This window comes from Faecalicatena orotica, from assembly GCF_003149245.1.
GTDB classification, from domain to species: Bacteria; Bacillota; Clostridia; order Lachnospirales; family Lachnospiraceae; genus Faecalicatena_A; species Faecalicatena_A orotica.
In genome coordinates this window covers 97,491-112,468 of the sequence record NZ_QGDL01000006.1, presented here as the reverse complement: position 1 = coordinate 112,468, position 14,978 = coordinate 97,491, and the positions used below count along the sequence as shown (strand labels likewise).

At 46.3% G+C, this 14,978-nt stretch carries 19 protein-coding genes; 18 read left to right on the top strand and 1 reads right to left on the bottom strand.

Annotated elements, in window-relative coordinates:
- The 17 genes from A8806_RS10850 to A8806_RS10770 all read left to right on the top strand — a co-directional run bounded on the left by A8806_RS10850 (position 1) and on the right by A8806_RS10770 (position 12,358).
- Positions 1–795: a glycyl-radical enzyme activating protein gene (locus A8806_RS10850; protein ID WP_109731220.1), complete on the top strand. Its 795-nt coding sequence runs from the start codon at positions 1–3 to the stop codon at positions 793–795.
- On the top strand, positions 795–1,163 hold the full coding sequence (locus A8806_RS10845; RefSeq protein WP_109731219.1) for a BMC domain-containing protein: 369 nt from the start codon (positions 795–797) through the stop codon (positions 1,161–1,163). The genes A8806_RS10850 and A8806_RS10845 overlap by 1 nt, the downstream gene beginning before the upstream one ends.
- Before the next feature lie 4 nt (positions 1,164–1,167).
- A complete protein-coding gene (locus A8806_RS10840; protein ID WP_109731218.1) occupies positions 1,168–1,620 on the top strand; it encodes a EutP/PduV family microcompartment system protein in 453 nt (150 codons plus the stop codon).
- A 138-nt stretch (positions 1,621–1,758) separates the two neighbouring features.
- The gene (locus A8806_RS10835; protein ID WP_109731217.1) at positions 1,759–2,568 is read left to right on the top strand and encodes a class II aldolase/adducin family protein; all 810 of its coding nucleotides are present in this window, start codon (positions 1,759–1,761) and stop codon (positions 2,566–2,568) included.
- Positions 2,569–2,609: 41 nt separating this feature from the next.
- The gene (locus A8806_RS10830; protein WP_109731216.1) at positions 2,610–3,131 is read left to right on the top strand and encodes a GlcG/HbpS family heme-binding protein; all 522 of its coding nucleotides are present in this window, start codon (positions 2,610–2,612) and stop codon (positions 3,129–3,131) included.
- 27 nt (positions 3,132–3,158) lie between these two features.
- Positions 3,159–4,547, top strand: a complete 1,389-nt coding sequence (locus tag A8806_RS10825; RefSeq protein WP_109731215.1) for an aldehyde dehydrogenase family protein — start codon at positions 3,159–3,161, stop codon at positions 4,545–4,547.
- A gap of 34 nt (positions 4,548–4,581) precedes the next feature.
- Positions 4,582–5,793, top strand: coding sequence for a zinc-dependent alcohol dehydrogenase (locus A8806_RS10820; RefSeq protein WP_109731214.1), 1,212 nt, complete (start codon positions 4,582–4,584; stop codon positions 5,791–5,793).
- A 26-nt stretch (positions 5,794–5,819) separates the two neighbouring features.
- Positions 5,820–6,164 carry a BMC domain-containing protein gene (locus A8806_RS10815; protein WP_109731213.1) on the top strand — a complete coding sequence of 115 codons (345 nt, stop codon included), beginning with the start codon at positions 5,820–5,822 and terminating at the stop codon, positions 6,162–6,164.
- A 13-nt stretch (positions 6,165–6,177) separates the two neighbouring features.
- The gene (locus A8806_RS10810) at positions 6,178–6,453 is read left to right on the top strand and encodes a BMC domain-containing protein (RefSeq protein ID WP_024853108.1); all 276 of its coding nucleotides are present in this window, start codon (positions 6,178–6,180) and stop codon (positions 6,451–6,453) included.
- A gap of 67 nt (positions 6,454–6,520) precedes the next feature.
- Positions 6,521–6,805 (top strand): BMC domain-containing protein, encoded by a 285-nt coding sequence (locus tag A8806_RS10805; RefSeq protein WP_109731212.1) that lies wholly within the window; start codon positions 6,521–6,523, stop codon positions 6,803–6,805.
- A 272-nt stretch (positions 6,806–7,077) separates the two neighbouring features.
- Positions 7,078–7,356, top strand: coding sequence for a BMC domain-containing protein (locus A8806_RS10800; RefSeq protein WP_044954962.1), 279 nt, complete (start codon positions 7,078–7,080; stop codon positions 7,354–7,356).
- A gap of 136 nt (positions 7,357–7,492) precedes the next feature.
- The gene (locus A8806_RS10795; RefSeq protein WP_109731211.1) at positions 7,493–8,140 is read left to right on the top strand and encodes a phosphate propanoyltransferase; all 648 of its coding nucleotides are present in this window, start codon (positions 7,493–7,495) and stop codon (positions 8,138–8,140) included.
- A gap of 97 nt (positions 8,141–8,237) precedes the next feature.
- Positions 8,238–8,504, top strand: coding sequence for a EutN/CcmL family microcompartment protein (locus tag A8806_RS10790; protein WP_109731210.1), 267 nt, complete (start codon positions 8,238–8,240; stop codon positions 8,502–8,504).
- Between the two features lie 7 nt (positions 8,505–8,511).
- A complete protein-coding gene (locus A8806_RS10785; RefSeq protein ID WP_109731401.1) occupies positions 8,512–9,861 on the top strand; it encodes an SLBB domain-containing protein in 1,350 nt (449 codons plus the stop codon).
- Positions 9,854–10,402: a BMC domain-containing protein gene (locus A8806_RS10780; RefSeq protein WP_109731209.1), complete on the top strand. Its 549-nt coding sequence runs from the start codon at positions 9,854–9,856 to the stop codon at positions 10,400–10,402. The genes A8806_RS10785 and A8806_RS10780 overlap by 8 nt, the downstream gene beginning before the upstream one ends.
- A gap of 33 nt (positions 10,403–10,435) precedes the next feature.
- Complete coding sequence (locus A8806_RS10775) at positions 10,436–11,200, top strand: DeoR/GlpR family DNA-binding transcription regulator (protein ID WP_109731208.1); 765 nt, start codon at positions 10,436–10,438, stop codon at positions 11,198–11,200.
- Positions 11,201–11,212: 12 nt separating this feature from the next.
- Positions 11,213–12,358 (top strand): 1-propanol dehydrogenase PduQ, encoded by a 1,146-nt coding sequence (locus A8806_RS10770; RefSeq protein ID WP_109731207.1) that lies wholly within the window; start codon positions 11,213–11,215, stop codon positions 12,356–12,358.
- A gap of 97 nt (positions 12,359–12,455) precedes the next feature.
- On the opposite strand, the gene A8806_RS10765 is transcribed toward A8806_RS10770, so the two are convergent.
- Positions 12,456–13,334: an AraC family transcriptional regulator gene (locus tag A8806_RS10765; protein ID WP_109731206.1), complete on the bottom strand. Its 879-nt coding sequence runs from the start codon at positions 13,332–13,334 to the stop codon at positions 12,456–12,458.
- Between the two features lie 115 nt (positions 13,335–13,449).
- On the opposite strand from A8806_RS10765, the gene A8806_RS10760 reads away from it, so the two are divergent.
- Positions 13,450–14,952, top strand: coding sequence for an L-fucose/L-arabinose isomerase family protein (locus A8806_RS10760; protein WP_181368662.1), 1,503 nt, complete (start codon positions 13,450–13,452; stop codon positions 14,950–14,952).
- Positions 14,953–14,978 lie beyond the last annotated feature (26 nt).

Below are 14,978 nucleotides of genomic sequence, written 5' to 3'. Positions count from 1 at the left end.
ATGGATGATTATTTAAAGACAAAGGGCCGTATCTTTGACATACAGAGATACTCCATCCACGACGGCAACGGAATCCGTACTATTGTTTTCCTGAAAGGCTGCGTCTTAAGGTGCCGCTGGTGCTGTAATCCGGAATCTCAGAGGTTTGAGATTGAGACCATGCTTGTGCAGGGAGAGAAAAAGACGATAGGAAGAGATGTTACAGTCGCCGAAGTCATGGAGACCGTGGAGAGGGACCGGACGTATTACCGCAGGACCGGAGGCGGACTCACCCTGTCAGGTGGTGAAAGCCTGTGCCAGCCGGAATTTGCCGAAGCCCTGTTAAGAGCGGCGAACGAGGCAGGTATCAGCACTGCGCTGGAGAGCATGGGGTATGCGGACTACTCCATTATAGAAAGAATCCTTCCATATTTAGACCAGTACCTTCTGGATATCAAACATATGAACCCGGCTAAACACAAGGAATTCACCGGACATTCAAATGAATTAATGCTGGAGAATGCGATGCGTATTGCCAGATCCGGCATGACAGAACTCAGTATCCGCGTTCCGGTTATACCGGGGTTCAATGATACTGTGGAGAAAATCAGAGATATTGCAGAGTATACAAAGGCTCTGGGAACTGTAAAGCGGCTGCATCTGCTGCCGTACCACAGGCTTGGCCAGGATAAATATGAAGGTCTTGGAAGACGGTATCTGATGGGAAACGTGGAACCGCCCTCCAACGAAAAGATGGAGATGCTGCTTGATGCTGCTGTTAAGGCGTCGGGAGTGGAATGTCAGATAGGAGGTTAATGGAAATGAATCATGAACAAATGCCGGAACGAATTGTACAGGAACTCGTCCCCGGTAAAGAGATTACAATCGCCCATTTGATTGCAAGCCCGGATATCATATTATATGAGAAGCTGGGACTCGACCCAAGGGTGGAGCACAGTAAGTCTGCAATCGGTGTACTGACGATCAGCCCGGCCGAGACTGCGATCATAGCAGCCGATATAGCGACCAAGGCGGCGGGAATCGAGCTTGGTTTTGTGGACCGTTTCAGCGGTACACTGATCGTGACAGGGACGATTTCCGAGGTGGAGGCATCTATCCGTGCGGTTCTGGATTACGTCAGGGATAAGATGGGATTCTCCGTATGTGAGATCACAAGGACTTAAATATATGAAAAAAATTGTACTGATGGGCAGAAGTGAGTGTGGGAAAACCACACTGACCCAGGCATTAAAGGGTGAAAAAATCCAGTATCACAAGACCCAATATGTAAATAACTTCGATGTTATTATAGATACTCCCGGCGAATATGCCCAGACAAAGCATCTCGGATATGCGCTTGCGCTGTATTCTTACGAGGCTGATGTTGTGGGATTGTTATTATCCGCGACTGAGCCGTACTCTCTATATCCGCCCTGCTGTACGTCCATGTGTAACCGTGAGGTGATCGGCATCGTGACAAAAATCCACGATAAGAAGGCAGATGTAGCACGTGCAGAGCGCTGGTTAAGGCTGACCGGATGTAAGAAGATCTTCTATGTAGACTCTAAAAATTACGAAGGAATCCCCGAGATTCTGGAGTATTTGAAGGAGGACGGTGACGTACTTCCGTGGGAAACGTAAAGAGGATGGGGAAACTGCGTAAAAACAACAAATCCAACACAGAAATAAGTTGACTGTTGTGGGGTTATGTGGTAATATCGAGTTAGAAACAACATAAAACAAAAAGTTTTGTTTTAAGAATCCAAGGAGGAAAAAAGGATGCAAAACGAATACGAAATCAAAAAAGAAATGTGTGAAATCGGTAAGAGAGTGTACAACCGCGGTATGGTTGCTGCTAATGATGGTAACTTCTCTGTAAAACTGAATGACAATGAGTTCTTATGCACACCTACAGGTGTCAGCAAAGGATTTATGACTCCGGAATATATCTGTAAAGTAGACGCAAAAGGGAATGTACTTCAGGCAAACAAAGGGTTCAGACCTTCATCTGAGATCAAGATGCACATGCGTGTTTATCAGGAGAGACCAGACGTTAATTCAGTAGTACATGCCCATCCGCTGTATGCTACAACATTTGCTATCTGTGGCATTCCTCTGACACAGCCGATTATGCCTGAGGCTGTAATCGCTCTGGGATGTGTTCCGATCGCTAAATATGGTACACCTTCTACAATGGAGATCCCGGACGCTGTATCTGAGCACTTACAGTATTTTGATGCAGTTCTGCTTGAGAATCACGGAGCACTTGCTTATTCAGATTCTCTGCTGAGTGCATATCATAAGATGGAATCCCTGGAGTTCTACGCACAGCTCTTATATCAGTCAAAGATGCTCGGCGAACCACAGGAATTCAACAAAGAACAGATGGACAAGTTATACGAAATCAGAAGACAGATGGGACTTCCTGGAAAACACCCGGCAAATGTATGCCCGAATGCAAAAGCAGGCAAGCCAAGCTGCCACAGCTGCGGCGGATCATGCGGCGCTGCTGCACCGGAAGCTGCTACGGCAGATGCTGACTTAGTTGCATCTATCACAAAGAAAGTAATGGATCAGCTGGGACTGTAATTTCGAATACCAGGCGTTGATCGAAATAATAGGGGACTGCTATGAATGAACAGGATATTACCAATGCCGTGAAAGCGGTACTGGATCAGATGAAAGATAATGGCGCACATCACCATGCGGCCGGACATGTCTGTACATGCAAGAAGCATAAGATGACATTACAGGCAGCGAATACCTTAATCGAAAAGGTAAAAGAAAAAGCCGCCAGTATGGGAGTAAACGTGGTAATCGCGGTTTCCGACCAGGCAGGAAGGCCTGTTGCCGTGCAGTGCATGGATGACGCCTACATAGCAAGTTTTGATATTGCAATTAATAAGACATTTACTTCAGCAAGCCTCAAGATGTCGACGGAAGAGCTTAGCCACTTAAGCCAGCCGGGACAGCCTTTATACGGCATCCAGTTTACGAATGAAGGTAAGATCGTAATATTCGGAGGCGGAGAACCGTTGGAAGCGGGCGGGAAAATAATCGGAGCATTAGGCGTGAGCGGCGGTACAGCCGAACAGGATACCGCAATTGCGGCTTATGGCAAAGAGGTTTTCAGCCAGATGTATGAAGTCTAATGCAGGAAGAAATAAGGAGGTATTAGCGTGTCTGTAAATGAACAGATGGTCCAGGACATTGTTCAGGAAGTTATGGCAAAGATGCAGATCGCTTCTGATGTAACAGGAAGCCACGGCGTATTTGCTGACATGAACGAGGCAATTGAAGCGGCTAAAAAAGCACAGAAGATTGTCGGCAAGATGTCTATGGACGGCAGAGAGAAGATAATTTCAAATATTAGGAAGAAGACAGTAGAGAATGCTGAGATTCTTGCACGCATGGGTGTTGAGGAGACTGGCATGGGAAATGTCGGACATAAAATCCTGAAGCACCAGTTAGTTGCTGAGAAGACACCGGGAACGGAAGATATCACAACAACTGCATGGTCAGGGGACAGAGGACTGACTCTCATTGAAATGGGACCGTTTGGCGTAATCGGAGCAATTACACCATGTACGAACCCGAGTGAGACTGTTCTTTGCAATACAATCGGTATGTTAGCCGGAGGCAATACAGTCGTATTTAATCCGCATCCGGGAGCAATCAAGACTTCTATCTATGCAATCAACATGATTAACGAGGCTTCTATCGAAGCAGGCGGACCTGACAACATCGCCTGCACCGTTCAGAAACCGACGCTGGATTCCAGCAATATCATGATGAAACACAAGGATATACACCTGATTGCTGCAACAGGAGGACCGGGAGTTGTAACAGCGGTTCTTTCATCAGGTAAAAGAGGAATCGGCGCAGGGGCAGGAAATCCTCCGGCACTTGTAGACGAGACAGCAGATATCCGCAAGGCAGCAGAAGACATCGTGAATGGCTGTACATTTGATAACAACCTTCCATGTATCGCTGAGAAGGAGATTGTTGCTGTAGATTCTATCGCAGATGAACTGATGCACTACATGGTATCTGAGCAGGGATGCTATCTGGCTTCCAAAGAAGAACAGGATGCACTCACTGCAGTTGTTATGAAAGACGGCAGACTGAACAGAAAATGTGTAGGAAGAGATGCAAAGACACTCCTTGGTATGATCGGTGTAACAGTTCCGGACAACATCAGATGTATTACATTTGAAGGTCCGAAGGAACACCCACTGATTGCTACAGAACTGATGATGCCGATTCTGGGTGTTGTGAGAGCGAAAGATTTTGACGATGCTGTTGAACAGTCTGTATGGCTTGAGCACGGCAACAGACACTCTGCGCATATCCATTCAAAGAACATTGACAACATCACAAAGTATGCAAAGGCGATTGACACAGCAATTCTTGTAAAGAACGGACCGTCCTATGCGGCAATCGGATTTGGGGGCGAAGGCTTCTGCACATTCACAATTGCCAGCAGAACCGGTGAAGGCCTTACGAGTGCAAGTTCATTCACAAAAAGAAGACGCTGCGTAATGACAGACAGTCTGTGCATACGTTAAAATAAGGTGATTGTCTAATACAGGAGGAAATAAAATGGAAATGAATTCTGCAAATGTAGAAGCAGTTGTAAAACAGGTACTGGAAAGTATGCTGGACAAAAAAGCTGCTCCTGCTGCAAATACAACAGCACCGGCAGGTGCAATACCAAAAACTGCCCGCGTAGCTATGCTGACAGCTTTAGAGCACTATGACATCAAGGAATATCCGATCCCGGAAGTCGGTGACGGAGACATTCTTGTTAAGGTAGAAGGATGCGGCGTATGTGGTACTGACGCCCACGAATTCAAGAGAGACCCGTTCAGCCTGATTCCGGTTGTACTTGGACACGAAGGAACCGGAGAGATCGTTAAGATGGGTAAGAATGTAAAGGCTGACAGCGCCGGGAAAGAACTGAAGGTCGGAGATAAGGTTGTTACCTGTATGATCTTCAAAGATGATCCGGATATCACAATGTATGACCTGAACAAACAGAACGTAGGCGGAGCTGATGTATATGGACTTCTTCCGGATGATGACATTCATCTGAACGGATGGTTCTCAGATTACATACTGATCCGTGAAGGCTCAACCGTATTCAACGTTAGCGACCTTGACCTGAAATCCAGAATCCTGATCGAGCCTTGTGCAGTTCTGATCCACGCAGTGGAGAGGGCAAAGACAACAGGAATCTTAAGATTTAACAGCAGAGTAGTTGTACAGGGATGCGGACCGATCGGTCTGATCTGTATCGCAGTACTGCGTACAATGGGGATCGAGAATATCGTAGCAGTTGACGGCGAGCAGAAGAGACTTGATTTTGCTAAGAGAATGGGCGCAGAGAGATCTGTAAACTTCAAGGATTTCAAGGGCATCGAAGCTCTGGCAGATGGTGTGAAGGCTGCATTTGACGGACATCCGGCAGACTTTGCATTCCAGTGTACAGGTTCACCGGCTGCACATGCTAATATCTATAAGTTCATCAGAAACGGCGGCGGACTTTGCGAATTAGGATTCTTCATCAACGGGGGAGATGCAACAATCAACCCGCACTTTGACCTGTGCTCTAAAGAAATCACACTGGTTGGTTCATGGGTATATACTTTAAGGGATTACGCTACAACATTTGATTTCTTAAAGAGAGCAAAAGGAATCGGCCTTCCGATGGATGACCTCATTACACATGAGTTCCCACTGGATCAGATTAACGAAGCTCATCAGACAAACCTGAAGATGGAAGGTCTGAAGATTGCTATTGTGAATAAATAGCAATTGTCCCAAGAAGGAGAATTAATATGGGAGAAGCAGTAGGCATGTTAGAGGTATTCGGGCTGGCAACAGCTTATGCGGCGGCAGATGCCGGTTGTAAGGCAGGCAATGTAACGCTCGAAACCTTTGATAAGAATAAACCGGCGAATGCGGATGAATTACCTGTTCCACTGATTGTCATGGTTAAGTTTCGTGGAAGTGTATCCGATGTGCAGGCCGCATTGGAAGCAGCGAGAGCAAGGGCAGAACAGCTTGCTGGAGTTGTGAACGAATATGAAATTGCAAGACCGACAGAGGATACAGAGAAGATGCTGAAACTAAGCGGTTTAGATAAAGGGAAACCCAATAAAATCTATATAGAAGAAGTTTAGGAGGAAATATAAAATGGCACAGCAGGCATTAGGAATGGTAGAAACAAGAGGACTTACAGCAGCAATCGAAGCAGCAGACGCAATGACAAAAGCAGCTGAGGTAACATTAGTAGGAACAGAGAAGATCGGATCAGGACTTGTAACAGTTATGGTACGCGGAGATGTTGGAGCTGTTAAGGCAGCAGTTGAAACAGGAGCTGACGCAGCAGGAAGACTTGGCGAATTAGTAGCAACACACGTAATCCCAAGACCGCACAATGATGTTGAGAAAATCCTTCCTACAGTATAGGAACTGCGAAGAGCACATATTTCCGGAAACAAACGGGAATGGATCGAAGAAGTAAAGGAGCAGTCTCATGGGACAGGCGTATGGATTTTTTGAAGTTCCAAGTGTGACGGGAGCAGTTGTTGCCATTGACATTATGTGCAAGACAGCAGATGTACAGCTCGTTACCTGGGAGAAAAAGTTAGGTGGAAGACTTGTAACAATCATCATCCGCGGAGACGTATCTGCTGTAACCGGGGCCATTGAAACTGCCGCAGCAAACGGAATTAAAAAGCCTGTAGCGCATGTAGTGATTGCAAGTCCTCACGAGGAGATATTAAAGCTTATCAATAACAGCGCGAACAGGGTAAGTTAGGAGGCAGTCAGATGGCAGAAGAGAATAAACCGACAGGCGCAGAAAACGCTGAAGGTTCCCAGAAACCAGCAGGGGCAGCACGAAAGAGCACTGCTAAGTCAGCCGGAACTGCGAGAAGTACGGCAAAGAAGACAACCGGCACTGCTAAAGCTGCATCCACCAAAAAAACGACTACAGCTAAGGCACCGGCTAAAACGCTCCAGAGAGTGAAACAGACGGCGCAGCAGGCGGAACAAGTAGAAGAAAAGATTCAATTAAAGGAGGAAAAAAGAATGTCACAGGAAGCATTAGGAATGGTTGAAACAAGAGGTTTAGTAGCATCAATCGAAGCAGCAGATACAATGCTCAAAGCAGCTAATGTTGTTTTAGTTGGAACAGAGAAGATCGGTTCCGGTCTTGTAACAGTAATGGTTCGCGGAGACGTTGGAGCAGTTAAATCTGCAGTTGAATCTGGTGCAGAAGCAGCAGGCAGACTCGGAGAATTAGTAGCAACACACGTAATCCCAAGACCGCACACAGATGTAGAGAAGATTCTTCCAGCAATCAAATAATTCGTTTTGGCAGTTACAGGGCCTTACAGTTTGTCATTGGCAGGCTGTAAGGCCTGTAAATACCACAGTATGCATGAAAAAGCAGGACTCTTAAAAGAAGGAATTCGTTTCATGCATGCAAGTGAGGAGAATTGATATGGACAATAGTAATGTAGCATTGATTACCAAAATGGTACTGGAAGCTGTCGAGAAACAAAAGGCTTCTGAAGATAACGGATACATGGTGCCGATTGGTGTGTCTGCAAGACATATCCATCTGACACAGGAGCATGTAGAAGCTCTGTTTGGTCCGGGATATCAGTTAACAAAGAAAAAAGAGCTGATGGGCGGACAGTTCGCATCCAACGAACTGGTTACTATTGTGGGCCTGAAGCTTAGAGCAATAGAGAATGTCAGAATTTTAGGACCTGTAAGAAGCAAATCACAGGTAGAGGTTTCAGCAACTGATGCGATCCGCCTTGGTGTTAAGGCGCCGATCAGAGAATCCGGTAATGTTGCAGGTTCAGCAGCAATTGCAGTAGTTGGGCCGAAAGGCGCAATCTATCTGGATGAAGGGTGCATCATTGCCAAGAGGCATATCCATATGCCGCCCAAAGATGCGGCTGCTGCCGGAGTACATGACGGTGACGTTGTGTCTGTAAAGGCAGATAACGAAAGAGGAACTGTTTTCAATCATGTGCAGATCCGTGTGGATGACAGCTTTACCCTCGAGATGCATATCGATACTGATGAAGCGAATGCAGCTAAGATTGCGACAGGTGATACAGTCAGAATCATTAAATAAGAATGGAATAAAAGCAGTACACTGACACATTGGCATTTTTCCTGCCAATGTGTCAGTGTATAAAAAAAGAAATGTAAAGTCGCATGAGGAGGATGTTATGCTGATAGGTAAAGTTAAAGGAAGTGTTGTCTCGACACGCAAATGTGAAAATCTGGTCGGCAATAAGTTTATGATTGTGGATGTTTTGGAACATATGCAGACCGGTGCAAAACAACTCATTGCGATTGATAAGATTGGTGCTGGTATAGGTGACTATGTATTAGTGGCACAGGGAAGTGCTGCGAGAATCGGTTCCGGAATGCCGGAGGCACCTGTTGATGCAGCGATTGTTGGAATTATTGACGATGGAACAGGACTGGAGTAGTGAAATGATGGAAATGAAAGAATTAAGCAGCATATTGCAGCAGAACGGTATTGTTGGTGCAGGTGGTGCGGGCTTTCCTACTTATGCAAAGTTAGATGAACGTGCTGAGACAATCATCCTGAACTGTGCAGAATGTGAACCACTCTTAAGATTACATAGACAATTACTTGAAAAATATGCACAGGAAATCGTTGAGACCTTCCATATGATGGGGCAGGCTGTAGGTGCAAAAGAAGTAGTTATTGGTATAAAAAAGGCTTATAAAAAGACGATTGAAGCGCTGAATGAGGTAATCGGAGACTATCCGGAGGTCAGACTGGGACTGCTCAATGAAGTGTATCCGGCCGGCGATGAAGTCGTACTGATTTATGAAGTGACGGGCAAGGTTGTAAGGCCCGGAGGACTTCCGATAGAAAGCGGAGTGGCCGTGTTCAATGTTGAGACTGTATATAATGTTTACAGGGCTCTGAATCAGGAGACTCCGGTTGTTGATAAACTTGTTTCTGTTGTGGCGGAAGTAGAGAATCCGGTAACGGTGCGTGTTCCGATCGGAACGACAATCGAGGAAGTTGTAAGACTCGCCGGAGGTGTGACAACAAAAGACCCTGTTTATTTTATCGGGGGCCCGATGATGGGATTCATCGGAAGCGGGTCGCAGCCGGTTACGAAGACGACAAATGCCGTCCTCGTGCTGCCTGAGGACCACCTGATTATCCAGAAGAAGAGACGGAAGTCATCCATTGACTTAAAGCGTGCGGCAGCATGCTGCTGCCAATGTACGATGTGTACGGACCTGTGCCCGAGAAATCGTCTCGGACATCCGATAGAGCCGCATTTATTTATGCGAGCGGCTACCTGTAAAGATTTACAGGAACCAAACATATTTATCAATACCATGTTTTGTTCTTCCTGTGGTCTGTGCGAGATGTATTCCTGCATGCAGGGATTGTCACCGAGATCATTAATGGCGGAATACAAAGCAGGTTTACGTGCCAATGGAATCAAACCGCCGCAGGGTGTTGTGCCAAAGCCGGTGGGAGAGGAAAGAGAGTACCGTAAAGTTCCTATGGAACGGCTGATGGCCAGGCTTGATCTGACGAAGTATGACCGGGAGGCTCCTCTTGACGAGTTTGCGGTTCCGGTTAGAAAAGTCAAAATACTCCTGAGCCAGCATATCGGGGCACCTGCATCTGCAGTTGTAAAACGCGGCGACAAGGTGGCAAGAGGACATTTGATCGCTGAACCTGCCAAAGGCTTAAGCGTGGGAATCCATGCGAGCATTGATGGTATCGTAAGCGATGTGAATGAGAAATATATAATCATAGAAACTCAGGAGGGACGTGCAGGCAATGAGTAAGGCAATTGGAATGGTAGAATATAAGACTGTTTCATCGGGTGTAGTAGCAGCGGATGCTATGGTAAAGACTTCTGAAGTAAGCATCATAGAGGCTCAGACAGTATGTCCGGGTAAATATATTGTTATTATTTCAGGAGATTTAAGCGCCGTGAATGCAGCCATTGAGACATCGAAGACACTGCATGGAAAACACCTGATTAACAGTTTCGTACTCGGCAATCCGCACAAATCTATTTTTCCGGCGATTTATGGAGCTACGAACATCGAAGAGGTATCTGCACTTGGTATTATGGAGACATATGATGCGACTTCCATTATCGTTGCGGCAGATGAAGCAGCCAAGACTGCAATCGTAGATCTGATCGAACTCCGTATTGCAAGAGGTATGTGTGGTAAATCATACCTGATGCTGACAGGTGATGTGGCAGCGGTAGAAGCGGCTATAGAAAGGGCGAAGGCTGCAGTTGCAGATGAAGGAATGTATCTTGACTCCTCTGTAATTGCACATCCGGATGCTAAGATTCGCGAAGTAATTTTGTAATTTACGGTGAAAGTCTGGGCGGGAGGCAGTGCTATGCTTGCAATAGAAAGACGGAATGAAATATTAGAGAAACTACAGGCTGATCGGCGTGTAGTGGTAAGTGAATTAAGCCAGATTTATGATGTTTCTGAGGAGACGATCCGAAGAGATCTGGAGAAACTGGTAAATGACGGGTATGCGATAAAGAGTTACGGCGGGGCCGTCATCAATGAAAATGTAAATATTGATTTACCGTTTAACATCAGGAAGAATCACAATGTGATAGGCAAACAGCGTATAGCAGAGCTGATAAGCTCCAGGATAAAAGATGGGGAGAGTATCATGCTGGATGCCAGCTCCACAGCAGTGTATGTTGCCAAGGCATTGAAAGGAAAACGGAATTTGACACTGATAACTAATTCAGTAGAGATTATCATCGAACTGTTTGATGTGCCGGACTGGAGTGTGCTGTCAACAGGCGGTGTTTCCAGGGAGGGGTCTTTTGCCCTCGTAGGTCCCCAGACAGATAAAATGCTTCGTTCCTATCATGTTGACAGAGCTGTTATATCCTGCAAAGGTTTCGACCTTGCATCCGGTCTTACAGATTCTGATGAGCTTTTAGCGAATAATAAGAAAACGATGCTGGATGCCGCCAAGGAGAAGATCCTTGCAGTGGATTCAAGTAAGTTTGACAAAACGGCGTTTACAGCAGTTGGTATGCTGGAAGATGTAACCACCGTTGTTACTGATGAAAAGCCGGCGGCCAAATGGCTTCAGGCATTCAAAGAGTTAGGGATAGAGTGCATCTATCCGAAGTAGAGGAAGGGCACTATGAAGAGTTTTGATATAAAGACTAAAATATACTTTGGCGACCAGGCACTGGATCGCCTGACTGAGATTCCATACAGAAAAGTACTGATTATTACGGACCCGTTCATGGCACAGAGCAGTAGTCTGAATCTGATCTTAGATCCTCTTAAGAAGGCAGATATCCAGTTTGATATCTTCAAAGAGGTAGTGCCGGATGCACCGATCGACAAGATCAGTGAAGGCGTAAAGAAGATGCTGGAGTACAGGCCGGAGGCAATTATCGCTGTTGGAGGCGGTTCCTCTATTGACTCCTCCAAATCAATCCGTGAGTTTGCACTCCGTGTAGATAATTACGGGGAGGTTGGCCTCATTGCGATACCGACAACAAGCGGTACCGGATCAGAGGTTACTTCTTTTGCAGTTGTCTCTGACCCGGCCGAACAGATGAAATATCCGCTTGTATCCAGAGAGCTTACTCCGGATGAAGCGATTCTGGATGCAGAACTCGTGAAAAGTGTGCCGCCGTCAGTTACGGCGGATACCGGTATGGATGTGTTTACACATGCCCTGGAGGCGTGCGTAAGTACGAACCGGAATGACTTTTCTACAGCACTGGCAGAGAAGGCGATCGAGATATGCGGAGTTTTCCTGCTTCGTGCATATCTTGACGGCAACGATACCCATGCGAGACAGAAGATGCATTCCGCTTCCTGTCTGGCAGGTCTTGCGTTCAATTCCGCATCATTGGGAATTAACCACAGCATGGCACACCAGCTCGGGGCAACATTCCATATCCCCCACGGACGTGCAAATGCAATGCTGCTGCCGCATATCATTGAGTTTAACAGTGATATCAACAAACACAGCAAGAGCCGTACAGAGTACCTGCCGGCTGTAAAGCGGTATTCAACAGTGGCACAGCTGCTGGGACTGAGCAGCTACAATAAGATCATGACTGTCCGTTCACTTGTCAACTGGGTACAGTTTATGCTCAAAGAGATGGACATCCCGCTGTCAATTTCACAGATGGGGAAAATCGAGAAGGAAGATTATTTCAACGCAATTGACCGTATGGCTGATGCAGCACTGGCTGATGCATGTACGCCGACGAATCCGCGTGTTCCGAGAAAAGCGGATATTGTCCAGATTTATAAGGATCTCTGGTAAAAGCCAACATATAGAATAAACTTAATACGTTTGTAACAGGGCTCCCTCCCTGTATACAAAAAATGCGGGTCCGTCTGAGATTTTACGGACCCGCGTTTTAACTTCTCCAGGCTTTCCGGTAAACGAGAGGCGTCTGTCCTTCCCTCGCCTTAAAAAGATTGATAAAATGCGTCACATTATTCATTCCGCACTCAAAGGCGATTTCACCGACCGGAAGCTCTGAATATTTCAGAAGCTCTTTTGCATAGGTGATTCTGGCAGTAATCAGGTATTCGTTAATCGTAACTCCGATATATTTTTTAAATTCCTTCAGGATATGATAGCGGCTTCTGTGTGTCATCTCCTCAAAATATTTCAGCGACAGGTCCGTTTTGAAATTCTTATCAATCTCCCTTGCGATTTCTTTTATATAATCAGGGATGAGGAATGTGTCTGCATTGTTGGTTGCGGTCAGAACAAGTAATTCCGTAAGAATCCCGTTGATTAAATTAGAAGTTACAATCTCCGTAGTCAGGTTTTTCTTTTTGTGCAGAGAGATCATTTGCCGGAGAGTGCGGTCTATAAGGGAGTCATCCCTTAAGTCCAGTATCCTGAACCCATTTCTTGTAAATTCTTTATAATACCCGAGAGCACTGTTTCCGTTAAAATGAATCCAGAGGATCTCCCAGTCCTCGTCCTCACCGGTCCAGTACATGTGGTGCTCCTCGCAGTTAATGTAGAAGCACTGCCCCTTTTTCAGCGTGTATGTATTTCCTTCATATTCCAGAAACCCTTTGCCGGAAACGGTATATACGATAAGGAACGAGTCCAGATTCTGACGTTCTGAAAAGTATGGGTGGCAGGTCTTGAAATAACCAATCTCCTGTGTATAAAAATACGTTGTTTTGGCGGTTGTACCGGGAGTTAGGATCAGCCGGACGGAGTCTTCACTCCATGTATGGGAACCGCGCTCTAAAAGTTCTGTTTTTGTCTTCATAGTATCACCACAACATTCTGTTATTTTTGGGCAATTTGCTTGGATGTAATTCCAATTTTACAGGATTATAATGTGTTTGTAAACAAAAATAAAAGAACGGTCAGGAGGAGATATAATGATGACAAGAAAAGAAGTAAAGAAACCACGGATAGGTATTTACTCTATGGGGCTGAAGCATTACTGGGGACAATTTCCCGGTTTGCGCGAACGGCTGATTGAGTATGGGGAATTTATTGTAAGAAGTATAGAAGATTTCGGGGCGGAAGTATACTATTATGGCCTTGTTGACTGTGAGCAGGAGGGACAGAAGGCTGGCTGCTACTTTAATGAGAAAAATGTTGATTTGATTTTTATCCATTCGGCAACCTATGTGACAAGCGCATCGATCCTGCCGGTCCACCAGATCTGTAAGGCACCGGCTGTCGTACTGAACCTGCAGCCTGCGGCCAGAATAAATTATGAAAAAACGACGACCGGGGAATGGCTTGCACACTGTGGTGCATGTCCGGTCCCGGAGGTATCCAATGCTTTTAACCGTGCGGGAATCAAGTACCATGTTGTGAACGGACTGCTTGGTCTGGACTACACACCGGTTATTTCCATGACGGACGAAGTAACAGCCCGTCGTCCCGAGGCGAAGCGTGCATGGAAGAAGATTGAGGAGTGGGTGCTTGCAGCGAAGGTAAAACGCAATCTGGAGGGGGCAAGATTTGGGTTCCTTGGCAATACATACAGCGGCATGCTGGATATGTACAGTGATTTTACCATGTTTCAGGCCCAGACAGGTGCACATGTTGAAGTGTTGGAGATGTGTGATCTGGACAGGATGCTTCAGAGCGTGACAGAGGAAGAGACGGAAGAAAAAAGAAAAGAGATTGAGGAGTTCTTTACCATCAGCGAGGATGCCGCGGCAGACCCGCTGGCACAGAAGCCGACAGAAGAACAGATGAACTGGTCTGCTAAGATAGCGGCTGCGCAGGAGAAAATGGTGGAAGAGTTTGATCTGGATGCACTGACATATTATTATCACGGCGCTCCGGGCAATCATTATGAAGACATGCAGGGCGGCTTTATAGTTGGTCATTCGCTTCTCACCGCAGAAGGGATTCCATGTGCCGGGGAAGGCGACCTGAAGACATGTCTCGCCATGAAAATCTGTGATATCCTTGGAAAGGGCGGCAGTTTCTGTGAAATTGTGACCGTGGATTATGAGGACGGCACAATCCTCCTCGGACACGACGGCCCGTTTCATTTGGAGATTGCAAAAGGAAAGCCAATCCTGAGAGGCATGGGGTTATATCATGGGAAACAGGGGACCGGGGTATCTGTAGAGGCAAAGGTAAGAGCGGGGGATATTACAAACCTCGGCTGTACACAGACAATCGACGGAAAACTCAAATTCATCGTCACGGAAGCGGAGTCGACAGACGGTACGATCATGACGATCGGCAATACCCAGACGCCTGTAAAGTTCAAAAAAGATCCGGATTCTTTCATGGATGAGTGGTTTGCAGAGGCACCTACGCATCATTTTGCCATGAGTGTGGGGCATAATGGATCACTCTATGAGAAAGTTGCAGAGCTGCTGGAAATACCAGCGGTGGTACTAGATAAATAAGTCACAGGAAAAACTGCCGCAGGAAG

Coding starts and splice junctions, on each gene's coding strand:
- A8806_RS10850 (WP_109731220.1), top strand. CDS start 1: ATGGATGATTATTTAAAGACAAAGGGCCGTATCTTTGACATACAGAGA.
- A8806_RS10845 (WP_109731219.1), top strand. CDS start 795: ATGGAAATGAATCATGAACAAATGCCGGAACGAATTGTACAGGAACTC.
- A8806_RS10840 (WP_109731218.1), top strand. CDS start 1,168: ATGAAAAAAATTGTACTGATGGGCAGAAGTGAGTGTGGGAAAACCACA.
- A8806_RS10835 (WP_109731217.1), top strand. CDS start 1,759: ATGCAAAACGAATACGAAATCAAAAAAGAAATGTGTGAAATCGGTAAG.
- A8806_RS10830 (WP_109731216.1), top strand. CDS start 2,610: ATGAATGAACAGGATATTACCAATGCCGTGAAAGCGGTACTGGATCAG.
- A8806_RS10820 (WP_109731214.1), top strand. CDS start 4,582: ATGGAAATGAATTCTGCAAATGTAGAAGCAGTTGTAAAACAGGTACTG.
- A8806_RS10815 (WP_109731213.1), top strand. CDS start 5,820: ATGGGAGAAGCAGTAGGCATGTTAGAGGTATTCGGGCTGGCAACAGCT.
- A8806_RS10810 (WP_024853108.1), top strand. CDS start 6,178: ATGGCACAGCAGGCATTAGGAATGGTAGAAACAAGAGGACTTACAGCA.
- A8806_RS10805 (WP_109731212.1), top strand. CDS start 6,521: ATGGGACAGGCGTATGGATTTTTTGAAGTTCCAAGTGTGACGGGAGCA.
- A8806_RS10800 (WP_044954962.1), top strand. CDS start 7,078: ATGTCACAGGAAGCATTAGGAATGGTTGAAACAAGAGGTTTAGTAGCA.
- A8806_RS10795 (WP_109731211.1), top strand. CDS start 7,493: ATGGACAATAGTAATGTAGCATTGATTACCAAAATGGTACTGGAAGCT.
- A8806_RS10790 (WP_109731210.1), top strand. CDS start 8,238: ATGCTGATAGGTAAAGTTAAAGGAAGTGTTGTCTCGACACGCAAATGT.
- A8806_RS10785 (WP_109731401.1), top strand. CDS start 8,512: ATGGAAATGAAAGAATTAAGCAGCATATTGCAGCAGAACGGTATTGTT.
- A8806_RS10780 (WP_109731209.1), top strand. CDS start 9,854: ATGAGTAAGGCAATTGGAATGGTAGAATATAAGACTGTTTCATCGGGT.
- A8806_RS10775 (WP_109731208.1), top strand. CDS start 10,436: ATGCTTGCAATAGAAAGACGGAATGAAATATTAGAGAAACTACAGGCT.
- A8806_RS10770 (WP_109731207.1), top strand. CDS start 11,213: ATGAAGAGTTTTGATATAAAGACTAAAATATACTTTGGCGACCAGGCA.
- A8806_RS10765 (WP_109731206.1), bottom strand. CDS start 13,334: ATGAAGACAAAAACAGAACTTTTAGAGCGCGGTTCCCATACATGGAGT.
- A8806_RS10760 (WP_181368662.1), top strand. CDS start 13,450: ATGATGACAAGAAAAGAAGTAAAGAAACCACGGATAGGTATTTACTCT.